The following is a 19,693-nucleotide window of genomic DNA, read 5'->3' as shown; positions in this document are numbered from 1 at the left end:
AAATCGACGGATTGCCGAACATTAATCATAAAGATCTTCACCATTTTTTCGGGTGCGCAGCAGCTGTAAAATCCATACATATTGTGCCGGTGTTTCAGTGACAAAACTTTCAATTTCCGCATTCATGGCGCGCGCACATTGTTCCGGATCATCACTTAATGCCATGGCGGGATGAATCTCCATCTGATATTTCCCGACCTCCGCGTTATAACGCGGAAACATGGGAATCACCACCGCTTTCGCCAATTTCGCCATTTTATTAATGCCCGGCAAGGTAGCTTTGTAGGTGGCGAAGAAATCCACATACACACTCTGCTCTTCGCCAAAATCTTCATCCGGCAAATAATAGCCCATTTGCCCCTGCTTAATGTCGCTCAAAAACGGCTTAATACCGTTTTGGCGGGCGTGCATTTTACCGCCGAAACGCTGGCGGGTGATGGTCCAAAGCCAGTCCACCAGAGGATTACGGTGCGGGTTATACATGGATGTCATGGGAATACCGTGGGTGTGCAAAATAATCCCCGACGCATCAATCGCCCAGCCATGTGGCACCAGCAAAATCACATTTTTACCCTGTTCTTTTGCCTGTTTAATATGTTCAATACCGATAAATTCACTGCGTTTTTGTAAATGTTTTTTTGAACATACGGCAATCTCACCGATGCCCAGCATCACTTGCGCCAGCACGGCGAACATCTCATCAATCACCTGCTCGCGATGCTGTTCCGACCATTGCGGAAAGCAATATTGCAAATTAATTTGCGCCCGTTTACGTTGTTTTTTGGCTTTATGCCCGATAAACACGCCAAGTTTCGCGGCAAACTTATCGCGCAGGCGGAAAGGGATAAAGGCAAGCAAAAGCAGCGCCAAAATACCGTACCAAATGCCCCAGTATTTCGGCTTTAAATACGACCATGAAAAATGCGGCTCATAGCCGACACGCGCCGTTAAACGGATGTTTTGTTGAGAATCTGTCATTTATTTGTTCTTCATTCGGTTTTGAGAATTACAGGATGCATTGAAAAATTATTGTTGTTCAAGACATCTTGCCTTCCTCCGTTTACGGGGGAAGGTGCCCGAAGGGCGGAAGGGGGGGAGAAACTATCTCTACAGTTTAACCGAATCATGTTTAAACATTGAGATTCCGCCCCCTCAGGGCTTCGCCCAGCTCCCCCCGTAAACGAGGGGAGCCAAGCTTTTCTTTTTTATTAAATAGTGACATGTGGTTGGAAAACACGCGCCATCAGGACGCCATCAAAGTTCATAAAAACAATCAAAAAATTGACCGCACTTTATGCCGTTAAAAGTTAAACCAACCTTGATCAAACGCCATTTTTACCGTCATGATAAAAGACATCACGACCACCATCGGGCGAATCAGCGTTTTGCCTTTGGTCATGACCATTTTGGCGCCTAAGTTCGCGCCGATGAATTGCCCTGCCAGCATAATCAACCCAACTGTCCACAAAATTTGTCCTCCGATTAAGAAGAAAATCAGAGAAGCCAGATTAGAGGTAAAATTCATCACTTTGGCGTGGGCAGTGGCTTTTGCCAAATTAAAGCCAAGTAACGTCACGCAAGCCAGGCTCATGATGGAACCGGTACCGGGACCGAAAAAGCCGTCATAAAAGCCCATGAGCGTGCCGATACAAAATGCAAAAACCGGATAAGAAAGGCGCTGTTTGCGATCTTCGTCGCCGAGTTTAGGCGTGACCAAAAAATAGATACCGATAGCCAAAATCAAAAACGGGAGAATTTTCTTGATCAAAGACGCGTCAATTAATTGAATTAAAATGGTGCCGGCGACAGATCCGAGGAAGATCATCAACAAAATCAACCAAACTTCCGAAAATTTGACCGCTCTTTTACGCAGAAAATAAAGGCTAGCGGAAAAGGAACCGCCACAGGCTTGCAGTTTATTGGTACCGAGCGCAACCGCCGGCGGAAGCCCCGTCATCAGTAACGCGGGGATAGTGATTAAACCGCCGCCACCGGCAATCGCATCAATAAACCCCGCAATAAAGGCAACGACAAATAAAATGGCTAAAATATCAAGTCCGAATTCCATACATCACTCCAGCCACTCGCTTCGATTCGGCGAGTTCAATACTTGCTGACACAAAAACGGTTCGGGCAGCGTAACTTTCGGTTTGCTTGGCGTAGAACCCGGTTTTGCCGGTTTAAACCAGGAATAGAGTTCTTCCCCACAGCCGTCACCGGCAGGTACGGGCGCTTGATTTTCGCAATGTTGCGCCCCTTGCGGGCAGGTCAGACGCACATGGAAATGGGAGTCATGCCCGAACCAAGGTCGAACTTTATGTAACCAGGCACGATCGGCGCCTGCGGTTTCACAGAGTTTTAATTTGATCGCCGGATTAACGAAAATACTCGTTACTTTCGCATCTTCCGCCGCCAATTTAATTAATTTCGCGTGGTTAGCGTTCCAAATGCGGTCGTCCACCCGCTGCGCTTTACGATTCACCACCAACAAGCCTTTGCCGTCGGAATTCAGTGCGTCGCTATCGGACATACTGCCCATGCGCAGCCAAATATCCGCATCCAGCCCCATTTGATGGCTGGCATGCCCCGTCAGAAAACGCCCGCCGCCCGGCATGGCAATATCCCCCACCAACATGGTCGGCAAGCCCGCCGCCTTAGCGCGTTGCCCCAAACGTTGCAGATAGCTGATCATGTCGGGGTGCCCGTAATAACGGTTTTTGTTCATACGAATCACTTGATAGCCGTCACCTTTATAAGGCAAAGGCCGGGCGCCGATAATACAGCCATTGGAATAACTGCCGATGGCTTCCGATTTACCGTTTTCCGCAGGAATCGGGCGTTTAATTTGCTGCCAATCCTGCGGCGCGGCAGCGGTGTGTGCGGCATAAAAAACGCTGCTGAAAACGACCGCACTTTTGATGAGTTGAAGAAGGGTTTTATTCATGATGGTATCCGTTTTTCAGCGTTATCGGCATTGCGCTTTAAAACGCAACAAATGATCCAGCAATACAATCGCCGTCATGGCTTCCGCAATCGGCACGGCGCGAATGCCGACACAAGGATCGTGACGACCTTTGGTGACAACCTCGACAGGTTCATTGTTAAGATTCACCGAGCGCCCGGGAATGGTAATGCTGGAAGTGGGTTTGAGGGCGATCGTGGCGATAATCGGTTGTCCCGAACTGATGCCGCCTAAAATCCCGCCGGCATGGTTGGAAAGAAACCCTTGCGGAGCCATTTCGTCACGATGTTGGCTGCCTTTTTGTGTCACCACGGCGAAACCGTCGCCAATTTCCACGCCTTTTACCGCATTAATGCTCATTAATGCATGGACTAAATCCGCATCCAGCCGATCAAACACCGGTTCGCCTAAACCGACGGGCACATTTTCCGCCACGACGGTCAGTTTAGCACCGATAGAATCCCCTTGTTTTTTCAGATCACGAATTAATTCATCAAATTTTTCCACCGCACTTTTATCGGGACAGAAAAACGGATTGCTGTTCACTTCCGCCCAATCAATATGTTCAACGGATTGCGGCGCAATTTTGATATCGCCGATTTGGCTTAAGAAACCACGCACTTCAATACCGAATTGTTCGCGCAAATATTTTTTCGCAATGGCACCCGCCGCCACTCGCATGGCGGTTTCGCGGGCGGAAGAACGACCACCGCCGCGATAATCACGAATGCCGTATTTTTGTTGATAAGTAAAATCTGCGTGTCCCGGGCGGAAGCGATCTTTAATTTCCCTGTAATCCTGCGAGTGTTGATCGCCGTTCTTAATGATCATGCCAATACTGGTGCCGGTGGTTTTTCCTTCAAAGACGCCGGATAAAATCTGCACTTCATCGTCTTCGCGGCGCGGTGTGGTATAGCGGGATGTGCCGGGTTTACGACGATCCAAATCCGGTTGAATATCCGCTTCCGATAATGCCATGTTCGGCGGTATGCCGTCCACAATGCAACCCAAGGCAATGCCGTGGGATTCGCCGAAGGTGGTGACGCGAAATAATTGTCCGATGGTATTTCCTGCCATGTTGTTCTCTCTTTATACAATTAAGATTTTACTTCAATCAGTGGCATAACAGCGCCGGTATCTTGATTTTTGATAAACACATCAAGCTGATTAAAGGCAATATCAATATTATTTTCTGTAAATAATTCATTAATTCGTCGATTGAGTGAGTCAATGGTGTTTGTTCGCTCGGAAAGTTGCCCCACATAAACACGCAATTCATGCTCCAATGTGCTTGCCCCAAAGGATAAAAATAATGCACGCGGTTCAGGATCTTTAAGCACTGTCGGCTGTTCATTTGCTGCCTGGAGTAATAAGCTTTTCACTAATTCAAGATCAGAACCATAAGCAACTCCAACGCGAATTACTAAACGTGTCATCGTATTGGATAACGCCCAGTTAATCACCTGCCCGGTCACGAAGGATTTATTCGGCACAATGACCTCCTTACGATCAAAATCAATCAACGTAATAGCACGAATCCGAATTTTCGCTACGGTGCCGCTCACATCATTGATAGTGACGGTATCGCCGACCCGAATCGGACGCTCAAATAATAAAATAATGCCCGACACAAAGTTCGCAAAAATTTCCTGCATACCGAAACCGAGACCGACGGAAAGTGCGGCGAATAACCATTGCAATTTTGACCACGACATTCCCAGCGTCGCAAACGCCCAGGCACCGCCGATAGCCACTAAAATATAGGTTAATAAGGTGTTGATGGTATAAGGCGTACCTTGCGACAATCTTACCCGAGAAAATACGATCACTTCCAAAATCCCCGGAATATTGCGCACCAGAATGTAGGTAATACTGATGATGACCAACGCCACAAGCAAGTTAAATAATGAAATACTTTCCGTTACCACGCCCGCTTCCGTGGTAGAAATTTGCTGCCACAACGTAATGTCGCGCAAATAACTTGCCACAGTGACCAAATCCGACCATACATAATAGAACATGGCAAACAGTGCCGTCCAGATGAATAAATCGGCGAAGCTCAATAACTGGCTGCGCACTTGATTTAACGCCAAACCTTCTTCCTGCTCGGTAATCATCACCACATCGTCAGAAGGCGAGCCATCATTAGAATCCGCTTGTTTTTGCTGACGTTTTTCCTGCAAACGACGATACGCCAAACGGCGTGACGCCACGGTAATGGCACGATAGACAGTATGGCGGGCAAGCGACCACACCACCCAGGCAATGTAAGTATTAATAATGTGCGAAAGCAGATTTAATGCAGTGTAATAGTAGCCCAACACCACCAATACGATTAACCCGACCGGCGCCAAGCGCAATAAAATACGCACGATTTTCAGGATAATTTTATCCCGATTATCCTGCGAGTTAGTGCCGAAGACCGTTACCGCGCGATTAAATCGCGGCGCAATAATAAGGATACAGAACCCTAACGCAACAATAGTGTTGATTTCACCGAGAATGTCATTAGCTAAACCGCTGTCCATCACATTGCTAAAAACCGAGGTGTTCAGCAAAAAAACTATGGCAACAATAATCCGCTTGGTAATGGATTGGAATTTTTCTGCCGTTTCCTGTGAAAAGCCGAAATGACGTACTAAAATGCCGTTCGGGCGCAATACCGCCAGCAGGAAACTAAAGAACCACCAATAGCCTGCCATACTCAGCGACCATTGCCAGAATTCCGCCGGATTACGGAAGAAGAAAAAGCCGATAAGCTGACAAATCGCCAAAAACCATAACGTTCCCGACAAGGACAAAATTGCCGTGTAAAACAACGCAATCGGCGTATGCCATTGGCTGTCGGAGCGCAGCGTATTGATTTCACCGTTCATTAACGCAAAGCGATGTTTAATTGCCGGTTTGAATTTAAAAATAATCCCGCCAATGACTACCAAAATAAACACATAAGTCAATAAATACGGCAGATTGTCAAAATTACTCGGGAAACTTAATTTTTTAACGATGCCGTCAAATTGCGCGCTCAATGACATCGGCAAGGTTTTAATCCAATCCAGGTTGATCGGGTTGTTGCTTTTTACCCAGAAGCTTTGCTGATCCAGTTTAGCCTGAATCCGATCACTGATTTGCGTAATCTGCTGTTGGGTCAACTCTAAGGAAATCGCCAAATTCAGCTGATTATTTAATGACTTAATCACATCGGAAGCGATTTTACGGCGTTCCGTCAACAAATTGGTTAATTGTGTTTTTTCCGCATCGATGAAGGTTTGATTTTCATCGGATTGTACTTTCGTAATATAAACATCTAAATCGTACAACTCGTTACGGCGCTGGGTAATATCAAAAATCTGCACGCGCAAATCGGCAATTTGTTTCGACAAACCCTGAATATTGAGATTGGTAGGCAGTTTTTGTTTTTGTTGCTGAATAATGCGTGACAACACCAATGTGCCCTGCAAAGCGCTGATCTGCTCATCAATGGTGCGTTGGGTTTGGGTTAAATTTTCCAACACGTTGCGCATACGCAATTCGTCTTGTGTCAACGTATTGGTTTTTTCCGTTTGTTCCAGTAAAAAGCGGCTCAGCTGTGCATTACGCTCCAACTCTTGCTGAATAAAATTATTTTTGACCGCACTTTGCTGTTGCTGCTGCGCCTGTTCCACTTGATTTTGCGATTGCGCCAAATTCTTTTGGTTAATCACTTCTTGAATCAGCGCAAGCTGTTGCTGCTGTACTTGCACTCTTACGCTCAATAAATCGTAACGGCTTTTATACAATACGGTAAGTTGATCGCTGTTTTTCAACAAAAATTGATTATTGGCATTGCGCAGTTCGATCAGTTGTAACTCTAACTGATATTGCTGTTTCAACACACTGCTTGTAGAAGACTCAGCAAGTTTTTGATTGAGTTCCTGCGTGCGTTTTAAATTCGTCGCCAACGCAGTTTGCGCCCGTTCGGACACGGAACTTTGCCCCGCCAACAAGCCATTCGCGACATTTAATGCCGCTTGCGTGTCTTGTTGTTGCACATTTAGCTTTTCAAAGGCGGATTGTAACGAGGTCAAGGTGGCGGATTTATAATCATCGGCACTTGCCGTATTCAGCTGTTTTTTCAGATTTTGCAGATCCGTGCTGTCTTTTTGAATTTCCACATCAGCACCGTTAATGGTTGCCTGTAGCTCATCGTTGGCTTTTTGCTGCGCCTGAATTTGCTGTAACAAATCCAAAGAGGTTTGCAGGTCGGCGACCAATGTTTTTTTCTCATCGCCATCGGGCAGTTTCTGCGCATTCGCCAAATCGGCTTTTAAGGATTTTTCCGTCGCTAACGCATTATTCTGATCGGCAAATGCACTTTGCGAAACGGCAACATTTAACAACAATACCGCGCAAAGTGCGGTCAAAAAAGCGTTTATTTTCATACTTATCCTCATTGCTGCGCCAGCCAATTTGCGAGCGCTTTCCGTGAAATCTTAATAGCGCCGTCGGTTAAATTTAACGGCAGATTATAATAGGCAACGGGCTGTTTAAATCGTTCCAACCGCCCTTGTAAAAATTCGCGCAAATTTTCCACCGCACTTTTGGATTTTTCCAGCCACTCAATGATGGCGACCGGTCGCTGACCGAATTCCGAATCCGCCACCGGCAACACAAAAACCTGCTTAACTAAATCGGACTGCAATATTACCTTTTCAATCTCTTCCGGCTGAATATTTTCCCCGCCGGAAATAAACATATTATCAATTCGCCCCGAAATCACAAGCTCGCCATTCTCCCATCGCCCTTTATCTTTGGTGGCGAACCACCCTTGTGTGTTAAGCAGCGAAACAATTTTTCCCTGTTGCCAATAGCCTAACGCCAAACCCGCGCCGCGCAGCCAAATTTCGCCGTCGCGCAGGCAATATTCACGCCCCGCTAAGACGTTTCCCACGCCATTTTTTTCATCACTTTCTTTGGCAAACACTGTGGACGCCATTTCCGTCATACCATAACCGGAATAGCTTTTAATCCCCAACTGTTGCAACGCCCGGGTCAGCGTTAAGGGAATATGCGCGCCGCCAAGCAGCACCGCTTGGGTTTGTAACGGCAGCGGATTTTCCTGCAAATATTGCAGCCAACGTTGGACCTGCGTCGGCACCAATGAAACATGGGTCGCCTGATTCACCGCGGCGTAAAAATCTTCACCGGGTAACACCAGAGTGGCGCCACGGCTAAGCCAGCGCCACACAATCCCCTGTCCGGAAACATGGTACAAAGGCAAGGAAAGCAGCCACGAACCCGCTGCATCGAAGTTCATCAGCTCACACACGCCGCGGGCGTTATCCAAATGAGCTTGTACATTATGCACTACGGCTTTCGGTAAGCCGGTGGAACCGGAGGTGAGCGTCATGGTGGCGGGTTGAGAAAAATCAATATCAACATCCAAGCAATCGTGAATTTGATTTGCCTGTGCCATGGCGTCGCTCAGGGTTAAAAAACACTTGAAAATTTGACCGCACTTTTGTTGCTCGCCGGCAAATGCCTTCTGTTCTGCCGTAAAGTAAAAATCCGTATGATTGGATTGACAAAGGGCAACACGTTTTTCCAACGGGAACATCGGATTAAGGATTAACACCCGCGCCCCCGCTTGAATCGCAGCCAAATAAAATAACAGCAGCTCAAGGCTATTTTTTCCGCACAATGCAATGCCGGACTGATTTGCTACACCCAATTGGCGTAAATAAGTGGAAATTTGTTGTGTTTTGTCGAGAAGTTGGCGCCATGTAAACACGTCGCCTTGCAAAACTTGCAAGGCGATTCGTTCGGAAAATAAAGGAGATTGTGCGAATTTGCTACCAAGAGCCATAAGATTTAATTTGCCGTAAAAAATGACCGCACTTGATCAATTAACGATTCCGGCAAGTGCATGGATTGCATTGCGCCTTCCAACATGAGCATTTTACGACCGCTGTTGGTATTGGTAATCACCCAATACGGTGTATCGGGAATTTGCTTCGGTTTGGTATGATTGCCCGCCATCAGCAATGTGCCTTCATCACGGGCAAAATAGACGCGGGTGCGCCCTTGTAACGATTCGGTGGCAAGCGCAAACCCTTCCGGATTGGTGCGGTACAAAATGGTCAAAATCGCCAAAAAACGAATGACCGCTTTGGTTTCCTGTTTGAATTCTTCAGAATGTAACAGGGTTTCCAATTTACTGATGGTTTTTTGCATAACTTCATCAGATTGTTTTCTCGTCACCGGTTTACTGATTTCTTCTTCAAAAATCGTGGTTTGTTCCGCTGCTTCTGCTTTGGCGTCTGATGGAGATGTGACGATAGTCGGTTGATTTTCCGGTAAACTGAAATACGTGTTGTGCGGGGAAAGGTTTAATAAGCGCCGTAAAATATCGGATGCACTTTCACCAATAGATTGCGTGCTGCCGGCAATATATTGATAAAGTTCTTCGTCCACTTCGATAATTTTCATTTTCTCTCTCCACTTGCTTGATCTATTTAATCTTTTGGCACATTATAGCGAGCTATTAATAAATTCTCTAGCCAAAAATTCACCCGATGCAAAAATTACTCAACTTTCAATTTAATGAATTAAAACAAGCAATTAACAAACCCACTTTGGTTTTTATTCACGGTTTATTCGGCGATATGAATAACTTGGGCATTATTGCCCGTGCATTTAGTGAAGACTATTCCATTTTGCGGGTGGATTTGCGCAACCACGGCGCGAGCTTTCACAGTGAAGAAATGAACTATGATTTGATGGCGGAAGATGTGTTTCATGTCATTCAATCCTTGTCGCTGCGCGAAGTGATTTTGGTCGGGCATTCCATGGGCGGCAAAACCGCCATGGTGCTGGCGGCGAATTATCCCGGGTTGGTAAAAGGACTGGTGGTGATTGATATTGCGCCCACTGCTTACGGCGAACATGAACATGACACGGTTTTCAACGGGTTATTTGCGGTGAAAAACACGCAGCCTCATACCCGTCAGGAAGCCAAACCGATTTTAGCGCAACATATTCATGATGAAAGCGTGCAACAGTTTATGCTGAAGTCTTTTGATGCCACAAGCGCCGATTATTTTCGTTTTAATCTGACCGCACTTAAACGCAATTACCCTAACCTGATGGGCTGGCAAACCCGCCACATTCAACAACCCTGCCTGTTAATTAAAGGCGGCAATTCGTCCTATATCCTGCCGGAATATACCGATCGCATTTTGGCCCAATGTCCGCAGGCGAGTTCTTTCACCATTAACGGCAGCGATCACTGGGTACACGCCGAGAAACCACAATTTGTAATTCGTGCTATCACGAACTTTTTAAATAAAATTAATAACGAATACAAATCTAAATAGAGTTTCATTTAATGCCAAATTTATGGTATAGTTCGACGCGGGTTTCGTTGTGGCTTATCATTATCACTTTACAAATAATTCTCTTTTACTGAAATGTGAATTGACAAACCAATAATCCACAAATGGCAAAACAAGATTCCGACTGTATTACTTTAGATTTATTTAGCGAGATCCGTAAAGTTAAGTATCCAAAAATCAATCTGTTTAGTCGGGGCAACCAATTCGAAGTAATAAATTCACTCAGCTAAAATACGGTAAATCCTGTGGGTAAAAACGTGTTAAGCTAGAGTTGCGCACGGATTTGGTTCAGTAGTTATGAAGATGTGTGTCAACACGAAACCTAAACCGTTTCGAGTTAATCGTAACAATTTTACAAGATTATTTTAGTGTTAAGCAGTTAGAAAATAGGGAACAAAATGGCTGTTGTCGGCTTATTTTATGGTAGTGACACAGGCAATACAGAAAATATTGCCAAAATGATTCAAAAACAATTAGGTAGTGAATTAGTCGATATTCGCGACATCGCAAAAAGCAGCAAAGAAGATATTGAAGCTTACGACTTTCTGCTATTCGGTATCCCGACTTGGTATTATGGTGAAGCGCAATGCGACTGGGATGATTTCTTCCCGACATTAGAACAAATTGATTTTACGGATAAACTCGTAGCAATTTTCGGTTGCGGCGACCAAGAGGATTACGCAGATTATTTCTGTGATGCCATGGGAACAGTTCGCAATATTATTGAACCGCACGGCGCTATTATCGTAGGCAACTGGTCAACCGAAGGCTATAGCTTTGAATCTTCACAAGCATTAATCGACAGTGATACATTTGTCGGCTTATGCATTGATGAAGATCGCCAGCCTGAATTAACATCCGAACGTGTAAATAAATGGGTTAAACAAGTCTATGAAGAGATGTGCTTAGCCGAATTAGCTTAATAGCAAAAAGGAGCTGTTATGTCTGAAGAAAATATTAAATTATTAAAAAAAGTAGGATTAAAAATTACCGAACCCCGTTTAACCATTCTCGCTTTAATGCAAAAGCACAGAGAACACCATTTTTCGGCTGAAGACGTTTACAAAATGTTATTGGAAAATGGCGAAGACATCGGTTTAGCAACAGTATACCGCGTATTAAACCAGTTTGATCAAGCAAAAATTCTTATTCGCCATAACTTTGAAGGCAATAAATCGGTTTTCGAACTGGCGCCAACCCAACATCATGACCACATTATCTGCACCGATTGCGGCAAAGTCTTTGAATTCAATGATGAGTTAATCGAAAGTCGCCAGAAAGAAATCAGTAAACAACACGGTATTGAGCTTTCCAGCCACAACCTGTACCTTTACGGCAAGTGTAGCGACATTAATCATTGCGCAGAAAATAACAAAAAATAACCATGAAAAAGGCGGTTTCAAAACCGCCCTTTCTATCTCTGAAAACATCTGAAAAATCAACCGCACTTTTCGCCTATAAACCGAGATTTTTCTTAGGGAAAAGTGCCTCTCCGTGCTATAATCACGCCAATTTTTTACTATTAAATTCAATCATTAGGAAATTCTAAATGTCTGATTTAATCCAAGATATTACGCCGGTAAGCATTGAAGAAGAATTGAAATCTTCATACCTTGATTACGCCATGTCCGTTATTGTGGGGCGCGCTCTGCCCGATGTGCGCGATGGCTTAAAACCCGTACACCGTCGCGTATTATTTGCGATGCATGAAGGGGGCAACCTCTACAACAAACCCTATCGTAAATCCGCCCGTATCGTCGGTGACGTGATCGGTAAATACCACCCGCATGGCGACAGCGCGGTATATGACACTTTAGTGCGTATGGCGCAGCCGTTCTCCTTACGTTATATGTTGGTGGACGGTCAAGGTAACTTCGGTTCCGTGGACGGCGACGCGCCGGCGGCAATGCGTTATACGGAAGCCCGTATGACCAAAATCGCCCATGAATTATTGGCTGATTTGGACAAAGAAACCGTCAATTTCGTGCCTAACTATGATGGTTCGGAAATGATTCCCGAAGTGCTTCCGACCAAAGTGCCCGCCTTATTGGTAAACGGTTCTTCCGGGATTGCGGTGGGGATGGCGACCAATATCCCTCCGCACAATTTGGGCGAAGTCTTGGACGGCTGTCTGGCGTATATTGAAAACAACGACATTACTATTGATGAATTAATGAGCCACATTCCCGGCCCGGATTTCCCGACAGCGGCATTAATAAACGGGCGTAAAGGCATTGAAGAGGCTTACAAAACCGGACGCGGAAAAATTTATGTGCGCGCCCGCGCGGAAATCGAAACCGATGAAAAAGGTCGCGAAAGCATCATCGTGAACGAAATTCCATATCAAGTGAACAAAGCGAAACTTATCGAAAAAATCGCCGAGTTCGTCAAAGACAAAAAAATCGAAGGCATCAGCGGATTGCGCGATGAATCCGACAAAGACGGTATGCGTATCGTCATCGAAATCAAACGTGATGCGGTCGGCGAAGTGGTGTTAAATAACCTGTATGCGTTGACACAAATGCAAGTCACTTTCGGGATTAACATCGTTGCACTGGATCACGGTCAGCCTAACCTATTGAATTTGAAACAACTTATTGAGGCGTTCGTCTTACACCGCCGCGAAGTGGTGACCCGTCGTACGATTTTTGAATTACGTAAAGCCCGTGAACGTACGCACATCTTAGAAGGCTTGGCGGTTGCCTTGGCAAACGTCGATCCGATTATCGAATTAATCCGCAAAGCACCGAATCCGGAAAGCGCCAAACGTGAATTGCTCGCCCGCCCGTGGCAGCTGGGTCATGTTGCCGATATGTTGGCAGCGAGCGGCGTTGATGCCGCCCGTCCGGAAGATTTGGACGAACAATATGGCATTCGTGACGGCTTATATTATTTAACCGAAGTACAGGCACAAGCCATTTTAGATTTGCGTTTGCAAAAATTAACCAGCTTAGGTCACGATGAAATTCTGGACGAATACAAAAAATTGTTAGACGCTATCGGTGAATTATTGTACATCCTGCGTAGCCCTGAGCGTTTAATGGAAGTGATTCGTGAAGAATTGGAGCAAATCCGTGAACAGTTTAACGATCCGCGCAGAACCGAAATTACGGCGGCGTCCGGCGATATTAATCTGGAAGATTTGATCGCGCAGGAAGATGTGGTGGTGACCCTTTCTCACGAAGGTTATGTGAAATATCAACCGATTACCGACTACGAAGCACAGCGTCGCGGCGGTAAAGGCAAATCGGCAACCAAGATGAAAGAAGAAGATTTCATCGAAAAATTACTGGTTGCCAACACCCACGATACTATTCTCTGCTTCTCCAGCCGCGGGCGTCTATATTGGCTGAAAGTGTATCAACTGCCGCAAGCCAGTCGTGGTTCGCGCGGACGACCAATCGTGAATATTTTGCCGTTAAATGAAAACGAACGGATCACCGCCATTCTACCGGTCGCCGCCTACGAAGAAGATAAATTCGTCGTGATGGCAACCGCCGGCGGTATCGTGAAGAAAATTGCATTAACGGAATTCAGCCGTCCGCGCTCCAGCGGGATTATTGCGCTGAACTTGCGTGATGAAGACGAATTAATCGGCGTGGATATTACCAACGGCAGCAATGAAATCATGTTGTTCTCCTCTCAAGGTCGCGTGGTGCGTTTCAGCGAATCCGCCGTTCGTGCCATGGGGCGCTTAGCAACCGGCGTGCGCGGTATCAAACTTGCCTTAACCAACGATTTGAATGACGACGAAAGTGCGGTGGAAATTGAGGACGTTTCTGATGATAACGCAGAAGAAACCCTGGATTTGAACATTGACAAAGTGGTCTCTTTGGTGATTCCGAAAAATAACGGCGAAATCCTCACTGCAACGCAAAACGGCTACGGTAAACGGACAAAACTGGATGAGTATCCGACCAAATCCCGTAATACCAAAGGGGTGATTTCCATTAAAGTGAGCGAGCGTAACGGCAAAGTCGTGGCGGCGGCACAAGTGGAAGAAAACGACCAAATCATGTTAATCACCGATGCCGGCACCCTTGTTCGCACCCGCGTAAGTGAAGTTGGCATTGTCGGACGTAACACCCAAGGCGTTCGTTTAATCCGCACCAGCGAAGCAGAACAGGTTGTGAGTTTAGAACGTATTTGCGAAGTGGATGATGAAGAAAGTGAAAATCTGACAGAGCCGATAGAAAGTGCGGTAGAAAATAACGAAGAATAACAAGATTAGGTTATTTCTATTTTAAGGCAGTAGTGGTTTACTACTGCCTTTACTATTGGAGTGAAAAATGGGTATTTATCTGGTTTATTTGCACATCGTCTGTGCCTTTTTAAGTTTAGGATTGTTAATTGTGCGTGGGGTAATGCAGTTAACGCAAAAAGACTGGCGCGCGCTAAAACTCCTGAAAATCCTACCGCACTTAACGGACACTTTGCTTATTTTGAGCGGTGTCGCTATGTTATTTGTATTCAACTACGGTTTGCCAATTTGGATTGTGGCGAAGATTGTACTGCTTGTGGGCTACATCCTGTTCTCGGCAAAATTCTTCAGCAAAAAACAATCTCAAATCCGACCGTACTTTTTCTTCCTCGCCCTTACGGCACTTATCGCCACGATATTATTAGGCTATTTTCACTAGAAATAAAAAAGTGGGCATCAAACCCACTTTTTGTTTTAACCGCCCGCCAGCTTTACTTTAAAGCCTTTCTGCTCCAGTAGCTGCTTCAGCAAGTCGCGTTTTTCGCCTTGAATTTCAATGGTATGATTTTTCACCGCACCACCGCAGCCGCAGCGTTTTTTTAATTCTGCCGCTAAGGTTTTTAACTCGGACTCTGCCAGTCCAAGCCCACTGATAATACTTACGCCACTTCCTTTTCGACCGCTTTTTTGCAACTGAATACGCACAATGCCGTCGCCCTGCGGAATTGGTTCTTGCGGTTTATCGGCTTTAATACGTCCGATGTCGGTGGAATACACTAAATGACTTGTCATAGGTATCACGCAATAGACGCATTAATGGCGTTTAACACTTCTGCCGGATTTTCTGCTTGGGTAATCGGGCGACCAATCACCAAATAATCGGAACCGGAACGAATTGCTGCCGCCGGCGTCATCACGCGGCGTTGGTCACCGAAATCGGTGCCAATCGGACGAATCCCCGGCGTCACCAACAGGAAGTTCTCACCGCAGTTACGGCGCAAAATTTCCACTTCTTGCGGCGAGCAAACCACGCCGTCCAAGCCTGCGCGTTGGGTCAAGTGCGCTAAACGAATAACTTGTTCCATTGGCGACACATTAATACCGATTTGCAATAAATCCAAATCTTCCATGCTGGTCAGCACGGTGACACCAATTAACAACGGTGCATCCTTGCCATAAGGCTCAAGGATTTTCTTGGCTTCTTCCATCATGCGCAACCCGCCACTGGCGTGTAAATCCACCATCCAAACGCCTAAATCGGCGGCTGAACGCACCGCTCTTGCTACCGTGTTCGGAATATCATGGAATTTCAAATCAAGAAAAACATCAAAATGACGCTCGTGTAACTGCTTTACAAAATTCGTGCCAAGCGTCGTAAACATTTCTTTTCCGACTTTTAAACGGCATGAATTCGGATCCAGTTGATCAACCAAAGCCAAGGCTTCAGCTTCTTTTTCATAATCCAATGCAATAATGACTTTATTCTTCATATTTTTCTCCTTATAAAGCAAAGTCACGATTAATTATGTTCAATCGCAAACCGGTTTAATGGATTCCCATTGACGACAGGAAGGACAACACCACATTAATTTATGGGTTTGAAAACCGCAATTGCTACAGCGATAATCAAAAGTCTGTTTAATCCGCTCACCTACCATTTTATGCAATAAAATCAAACTCTCTTTGCCTCTGCCCTGCTCTGCATCATCAATTTGATATTGGATAAACCGATGAAAAATCGGCGTACTCGGATTTTGTTGCAATTGTTGGTATAGCTTCAATTGAGCGGCAGAATAACCGTCTTTTTCTTCTATCAGTTCCGCAAGCATTAACGCCACCGCGCTGTTGTTATTTTGGTGGCTGGCTTTGATTAAGAAGAGTTCAAAATTATCTAACTGATTTAATTTTTGATAACAATGTTTCAACGCCGGCAAGGCTTCACTGATATACGCCAGGTTCTGATTTAAAATTTCTTCCAAAAAACCGACCGCACTTTTATAGTTTTCTTGTTGAATCGCCAAGTCCGCCAACATCATCGAAGCGCGAACGCAATTGGGAGAGACTTTAAGCGCCTGCAATAAGATTTGCTGTCGATTTTCTTTACTGCCCGCCGGCAAATGTTGCACATATTCGCAATAATATTGCGCCAGTTCCACGTTATTGGCTTTCGGTGCGATTTTTGCCAATTTCTCCGCCACATTCATGGCTTTTTTCCATTCTTTGGTTTTTTGGTAGATCACCGCCAGTTGCTGTAATGCGCCCTCGGCAAACTCCGGTTCATCCACCATCAAAATATACAGATTTTCCGCCCGATCAAAAAAGCCGACAGTCATAAAATCTTTGGCTAATTGTTGTTTGGCTAACAGTTTTTGCTCAAAAGAATAATGCGGGCTGTTATCAAGGGCTTGGTGAATACGTAATGCACGATCCACCTCGCCACGGGAGCGAAATAAATTCCCTAAAGTTAATTCCGCTTCAAATTGTGAAGTGCTATCGATTTCATTCTCGGTTTCCTGCTTTTGCAGCATATCCAAAAATAAATCGACAGCTTTTTCTGTTTGATTGGCAAGTAAAAAATTCACCCCGGTAACATAATCCCGGGAAAGCTTGTTGCTGACATCATCCTGATCTTTTTTAGCACTACGGTGCCCCATATACCAACCGTACGCAGCGGCTATCGGCAAAAGAAGGAAGAGGAGTTCAAGCATTATTGAGAAACCTTATCTCTGCCGGTCATTAATTCGTTGATTTGTTGGGTTTGACGTTTGATTTGGCGATTCAGCGCAATATTTTTTAACTTTAATTTGAGGTAGAAGAATCCGGTGATAAACCATCCTAGAATTAACCCCAGACCGAATAAAATGGCAACTAAGGTAGAAAGCTGGAATTGGCTTTGCGCCACAATATAATTAAAAGTGATGACTTGATCATTGTTGGCACCAATGGTAACGGCAACCAGCACAATGGCTAAGATAATGATCAATCCCAAAATATATTTAATCATTTGTTTCTCCTTTAGATAAATGTGTGAGCATTATGCCAAAAATACATATAAAAAACGACACTTAAAAGTGCCGTTATGAAAAGTTAGTTAGTAAAATAAATTATGCTGCATAAACGTCGACACGTTCTCTTAATTCTTTGCCTGCCTTAAAATACGGCACACACTTGGCATCCAATTTGACTTGTTCGCCGGTTTTAGGATTACGTCCGATGCGCGGTTGGCGACAATGCAAAGAAAAACTGCCGAATCCACGCACTTCTATACGTTCGCCATTTTCTAACACATATGACATTTGCTCTAAAATTGCTTTTACCGCTTCTTCAACATGCTTAACAGGAATGTTGCTGTTTTTTTGCACCAGAAGTTCAATAAGTTCTGACTTTGTCATATATTCTCCTAACTCTTTAGGACCGGCATATTGCTATGCCGGTTTATTAACAAAAAGTGAATTATTCACCTTTAGCAGCTTTGAAAGCTTCAGCCATTGCATTTGGAATAGCAACATCTTCTTGCTTATTCACGCTTGCAACTGCCGCAGCTTCTTCAGCTTGATCTTTCGCACGAACAGATAAATGAACGATACGAGCTTTACGATCTACACCGGTGTATTTCGCTTCAACAACATCGCCGGCAGCCACTTCGTTAGTTAAATCAGCTGCGCGGATATAACCTTCAACACCGCCGTCTAATTCAACTTTAGCACCTTTAGCGTCTGCTTCAACAACTTTAGCATTTAATACTGCGCCTTTTTTGTTGATTGCAACGAAATTGTTGAACGGATCTTCTTCAAGTTGTTTGATACCTAAAGAAATACGTTCTTTCACTGCATCCACTTGCAATACCACGGCAGCGACTTCGTCACCTTTCTTGTAATTGCGTACGGCTTCTTCGCCTTGAACATTCCAAGAAATATCGGATAAGTGAACTAAACCGTCAATACCGCCTTCTAAACCGATGAAGATACCGAAGTCGGTGATGGATTTGATTTTACCGACAACTTTGTCACCTTTGTTGTGGGTTTCGGCGAATTGAGTCCATGGATTAGGTTTGCATTGTTTTAAACCTAAAGAAATACGACGACGTTCTTCATCGATTTCCAATACCATCACTTCAACAACATCACCTAAGCTAACCACTTTAGATGGGTGAATGTTTTTGTTAGTCCAATCCATTTCGGAAACGTGAACCAAACCTTCAACACCGTCTAAAATTTCAACGAAACAGCCGTAGTCGGTTAAGTTAGTCACTTTACCGGTTAATTTGCTGTTTACCGGGTGGTTTTCAGCGATTGCCGCCCAAGGATCTTGACCTAATTGTTTTAAGCCTAAAGATACACGGGTACGATCTTTGTCGAATTTCAATACTTTAACAGTGATTTCGTCACCAACATTAACAATTTCGCTTGGATGTTTAACACGTTTCCAAGCCATGTCGGTAATGTGTAATAAACCGTCAACACCGCCTAAATCAACGAATGCGCCGTAGTCGGTTAAGTTTTTAACGGTACCTTTAACTTCTGCGCCTTCAGACAAGTTCGCCAATACTTCTTCGCGATCTTGGCTGCTTTCGGATTCGATAACGGCACGGCGGGAAACAACAACGTTGTTACGTTTTTGATCAAGTTTGATTACTTTGAACTCTAATTCTTTGCCAAGTAAGTGATCTGCATCACGAACAGGGCGGGTATCAACTAATGAACCCGGTAAGAATGCGCGAACACCGTTTAACTCAACTGTGAAGCCACCTTTAACTTTACCGTTAACCAAACCAAGAACAGTCGCTTGTTCGTCGTATGCTTTTTCCAATACAATCCAAGCTTCGTTACGTTTTGCATCGGCACGGGAAGCCACAGTTTCACCGAAACCGTCATCCACCGCTTTAAGCACGACATCAACAACATCACCGACTTGAACTTCCAATTCACCTTGTGCGTTAAAAAATTCTTCGGCAGGAATAGCTGATTCGGATTTAGATCCGGTATCTACAAGTACGAAGCCTTTTTGGATAGCAACGATGGTACCTTTAACGACCGCGCCTTGGCGGGTTTCAAGGTCTTTCAATGATTCTTCAAAGAGTTGAGCAAAAGATTCTGTCATAATTAATCTTCAATTTTAAGTAAATAACGTCCACTTCTAATCCATAAAAAGTGGGGC

Annotated in this window: 18 protein-coding genes and 1 pseudogene; 6 read left to right on the top strand and 13 right to left on the bottom strand. The window is 44.8% G+C overall.

Annotation, left to right across the window (positions count from 1 at the left end; all coding sequences use genetic code 11):
- Positions 1-21 precede the first annotated feature (21 nt).
- The 7 genes from lpxM to seqA form a co-directional block, all read right to left on the bottom strand.
- Positions 22-978 carry a lauroyl-Kdo(2)-lipid IV(A) myristoyltransferase gene (gene lpxM, locus DK423_RS00505; protein ID WP_005556548.1) on the bottom strand — a complete coding sequence of 319 codons (957 nt, stop codon included), beginning with the start codon at positions 976-978 and terminating at the stop codon, positions 22-24.
- A 322-nt stretch (positions 979-1,300) separates the two neighbouring features.
- Complete coding sequence (locus DK423_RS00500; RefSeq protein ID WP_005556546.1) at positions 1,301-2,068, bottom strand: TSUP family transporter; 768 nt, start codon at positions 2,066-2,068, stop codon at positions 1,301-1,303.
- 3 nt (positions 2,069-2,071) lie between these two features.
- Complete coding sequence (gene mepA, locus DK423_RS00495) at positions 2,072-2,944, bottom strand: penicillin-insensitive murein endopeptidase (protein WP_061886735.1); 873 nt, start codon at positions 2,942-2,944, stop codon at positions 2,072-2,074.
- Between the two features lie 21 nt (positions 2,945-2,965).
- On the bottom strand, positions 2,966-4,039 hold the full coding sequence (aroC, locus tag DK423_RS00490; RefSeq protein WP_005556542.1) for a chorismate synthase: 1,074 nt from the start codon (positions 4,037-4,039) through the stop codon (positions 2,966-2,968).
- Between the two features lie 20 nt (positions 4,040-4,059).
- On the bottom strand, positions 4,060-7,383 hold the full coding sequence (gene mscK / locus DK423_RS00485) for a mechanosensitive channel MscK (protein WP_005556541.1): 3,324 nt from the start codon (positions 7,381-7,383) through the stop codon (positions 4,060-4,062).
- Between the two features lie 8 nt (positions 7,384-7,391).
- Complete coding sequence (menE, locus tag DK423_RS00480; protein WP_005556540.1) at positions 7,392-8,807, bottom strand: o-succinylbenzoate--CoA ligase; 1,416 nt, start codon at positions 8,805-8,807, stop codon at positions 7,392-7,394.
- Positions 8,808-8,812: 5 nt separating this feature from the next.
- Positions 8,813-9,430: a replication initiation negative regulator SeqA gene (seqA, locus tag DK423_RS00475; RefSeq protein WP_005556539.1), complete on the bottom strand. Its 618-nt coding sequence runs from the start codon at positions 9,428-9,430 to the stop codon at positions 8,813-8,815.
- A gap of 86 nt (positions 9,431-9,516) precedes the next feature.
- On the opposite strand from seqA, the gene DK423_RS00470 reads away from it, so the two are divergent.
- From DK423_RS00470 to DK423_RS00445, 6 genes and pseudogenes are all read left to right on the top strand, one after another.
- A complete protein-coding gene (locus DK423_RS00470) occupies positions 9,517-10,317 on the top strand; it encodes an alpha/beta fold hydrolase (RefSeq protein WP_005556536.1) in 801 nt (266 codons plus the stop codon).
- A 122-nt stretch (positions 10,318-10,439) separates the two neighbouring features.
- Positions 10,440-10,762 (top strand): annotated as a pseudogene (ybfE, locus tag DK423_RS11220) (LexA regulated protein).
- The gene (gene fldA / locus DK423_RS00460) at positions 10,734-11,258 is read left to right on the top strand and encodes a flavodoxin FldA (protein WP_005556534.1); all 525 of its coding nucleotides are present in this window, start codon (positions 10,734-10,736) and stop codon (positions 11,256-11,258) included. The pseudogene ybfE and the gene fldA overlap by 29 nt, the downstream one beginning before the upstream one ends.
- An 18-nt stretch (positions 11,259-11,276) precedes the next feature.
- Positions 11,277-11,717, top strand: a complete 441-nt coding sequence (gene fur / locus DK423_RS00455; RefSeq protein WP_005556533.1) for a ferric iron uptake transcriptional regulator — start codon at positions 11,277-11,279, stop codon at positions 11,715-11,717.
- Between the two features lie 167 nt (positions 11,718-11,884).
- A complete protein-coding gene (gene gyrA, locus DK423_RS00450; RefSeq protein WP_005556531.1) occupies positions 11,885-14,557 on the top strand; it encodes a DNA topoisomerase (ATP-hydrolyzing) subunit A in 2,673 nt (890 codons plus the stop codon).
- Positions 14,558-14,624: 67 nt separating this feature from the next.
- A complete protein-coding gene (locus DK423_RS00445; protein ID WP_005556528.1) occupies positions 14,625-14,975 on the top strand; it encodes a SirB2 family protein in 351 nt (116 codons plus the stop codon).
- Between the two features lie 35 nt (positions 14,976-15,010).
- On the opposite strand, the gene yciH is transcribed toward DK423_RS00445, so the two are convergent.
- The 6 genes from yciH to rpsA form a co-directional block, all read right to left on the bottom strand.
- Complete coding sequence (gene yciH, locus DK423_RS00440; protein ID WP_032996583.1) at positions 15,011-15,328, bottom strand: stress response translation initiation inhibitor YciH; 318 nt, start codon at positions 15,326-15,328, stop codon at positions 15,011-15,013.
- 5 nt (positions 15,329-15,333) lie between these two features.
- A complete protein-coding gene (gene pyrF / locus DK423_RS00435; protein ID WP_005556524.1) occupies positions 15,334-16,026 on the bottom strand; it encodes an orotidine-5'-phosphate decarboxylase in 693 nt (230 codons plus the stop codon).
- 39 nt (positions 16,027-16,065) lie between these two features.
- A complete protein-coding gene (lapB, locus tag DK423_RS00430) occupies positions 16,066-17,244 on the bottom strand; it encodes a lipopolysaccharide assembly protein LapB (protein ID WP_005556522.1) in 1,179 nt (392 codons plus the stop codon).
- Complete coding sequence (locus DK423_RS00425; protein WP_005556520.1) at positions 17,244-17,540, bottom strand: LapA family protein; 297 nt, start codon at positions 17,538-17,540, stop codon at positions 17,244-17,246. The genes lapB and DK423_RS00425 overlap by 1 nt, the downstream gene beginning before the upstream one ends.
- A gap of 100 nt (positions 17,541-17,640) precedes the next feature.
- Positions 17,641-17,928: an integration host factor subunit beta gene (locus tag DK423_RS00420; protein ID WP_005556517.1), complete on the bottom strand. Its 288-nt coding sequence runs from the start codon at positions 17,926-17,928 to the stop codon at positions 17,641-17,643.
- A 61-nt stretch (positions 17,929-17,989) separates the two neighbouring features.
- The gene (gene rpsA, locus DK423_RS00415) at positions 17,990-19,636 is read right to left on the bottom strand and encodes a 30S ribosomal protein S1 (RefSeq protein ID WP_005556515.1); all 1,647 of its coding nucleotides are present in this window, start codon (positions 19,634-19,636) and stop codon (positions 17,990-17,992) included.
- Between the last annotated feature and the right edge of the window lie 57 nt (positions 19,637-19,693).

Source organism: Aggregatibacter actinomycetemcomitans (genome assembly GCF_003130205.1).
In the GTDB taxonomy this organism is placed as follows: Bacteria; Pseudomonadota; Gammaproteobacteria; order Enterobacterales; family Pasteurellaceae; genus Aggregatibacter; species Aggregatibacter actinomycetemcomitans_A.
Note: the sequence above shows the minus strand (reverse complement) of the source record. Positions and strands in the feature narration are given on the sequence as shown.